Source organism: Neoroseomonas rubea, assembly GCF_016106015.1.
Lineage (GTDB): Bacteria > Pseudomonadota > Alphaproteobacteria > Acetobacterales > Acetobacteraceae > Neoroseomonas > Neoroseomonas rubea.
The window spans coordinates 1-1,742 of the sequence record NZ_JACADQ010000536.1 but is presented as its reverse complement, the minus strand read 5'-3'; the positions used below and the strand labels follow the sequence as shown (position 1 = coordinate 1,742).

General features: G+C 71.5%; 2 protein-coding genes. Both read left to right on the top strand.

All coding sequences use genetic code 11. From position 1 onward, the window contains the following. Positions 1-157: 157 nt before the first annotated feature. Positions 158-1,204, top strand: coding sequence for an ABC transporter ATP-binding protein (locus HW577_RS24575; RefSeq protein ID WP_198378719.1), 1,047 nt, complete (start codon positions 158-160; stop codon positions 1,202-1,204). A gap of 87 nt (positions 1,205-1,291) precedes the next feature. Further along, on the top strand, positions 1,292-1,742 hold a 451-nt coding region (tatB, locus tag HW577_RS24570), incomplete at its 3' end, for a Sec-independent protein translocase protein TatB (RefSeq protein WP_198378718.1).

The window sequence follows — 1,742 nt, the reverse complement described above, 5'->3', positions numbered from 1 at the left end:
GCGCCGAGCGGGCCCTTCCCGCGTTCGAGCCTGCCCGGCGTTCGGCCGGCCCTCTCCCGATCCCGCTCGCCTGGCCGGCGGGCCGGGCAGGCGAGCGCCCGGCCCGAAGGCAGGTCGCGCGGATACGCGGCACCCGTCGTCTGAGGGATATGGCACGATGACCCTCGGCTTCCACGGCATCCATCATGCCTATGGCACGCGGGAGGTGCTGCGCGGCATCGACCTTTCGGTCGCTGCCGGGGAGATCGTCTGCCTGCTTGGCGCCTCCGGTTGCGGCAAGACGACGCTGCTGCGCCTGGCCGCGGGGCTGGAGCCGCTCCAGGCTGGGCGGATTGAGCTGGCGGGGCAGGTGATTGCCGAGCCGGGGCGGGAGGTGCCGCCCGAGCGGCGCGGCGTCGGCTTCGTCTTCCAGGACTATGCGCTGTTCCCGCATCTGACGGTCGCGGAGAACGTCGCCTTCGGCCTGCGATTCGCGCCGAAGGGGGAACGCGGCTGGCGGGTGATGGACGCGCTCGCGCGCGTCGGGCTCGAATCCTACCAGACCGCCTTCCCGCACATGCTCTCGGGCGGGCAGCAGCAACGCGTCGCCCTGGCCCGCGCGCTGGCCCCGCGGCCGGCCGTGCTGCTGCTGGACGAGGCCTTCGCCAGCCTCGACGCCCGGCTGCGCGAACAGGTGCGCGACGACACGCTGCATGTGCTGCAGACCTCCGGCATCGCGACGCTGCTCGTCACCCACGATGCGGAGGAAGCGATGTTCATGGGCGACCGCATCGCCCTGATGCGGGAAGGGCGGATCATCCAGCTCGGGGAGCCCGAGGCGCTCTATTTCGGACCCGTCGACCGGTATGTCGCGACCTTCCTGGGCGAGGTGAACCGCCTGCCGACCCGGGTGCAGGGGGGGGAGGCAGCGACGCCGCTCGGCCACCTGCCGGCGCCCGGCTTCGGGGAGGGGAGCCCGGTCGAGGTGCTGGTCCGACCCGAGGGACTGCGCCTGGGTGGGGAGGCCTCGGCAGAGGCCGAGGTGGAGGCTTGCCGGCTGCTCGGCGCGACCACCCTCGTTCATCTGGCCATGCCCGACGGGGCGGGGGGATTGTTGCATCTCCATGCGCGGTTGCCCCCGGGGCGGCGGCTGGCGCGCGGGGAAAGGGTGACCGTTGCGATTGATCCCGAACGGGCCTTCGTCTTTCCACCCGAGGCTTCCTAGATAAGGGGGAGCCGCATTGGCGGCGCGTCGGCTTCCTGCTAACGGGGCGTCCCCCGAAGGCAGAGGAGCCGGGGGACAAGGGAGCGCATGCTGGACCTCGCCTGGTCGGAGATCGCCTTGATTGCCGTGGTGGCGCTTGTCGTCATCGGGCCCAAGGACCTGCCCGACGCCATCAAGGGTGTCGCCAAGGGGATTCAGTCCCTTCGGCGCAAGGTGAGCGAGTTCCAGCAGCAGGCTGACGAGCTCGTGCGCGAGGCCAAGCTCGAGGATGTGCGCAACCAGATCGCCGATGTGCGCAACACCATCAGCGACATCCGCCGCTTCGACATCAAGGGCGAGATCGAGAAGGCGGTCGATTCCGACGGCACGGTGCGCAAGGCGTTCGAGGATCCGATGAAGGACGCATACGTCCCTCCGGTCTACACGCCGCCGCCGGTGCCGGAGAACGCACCCGCCTTCGTCCCGCCGGACGTGGCGCGCTGGGCCGCGCCGCCGCCGCCGCCCGAGCCGCCCAGCGTGCCGGCGCCGGCCTTCGTGC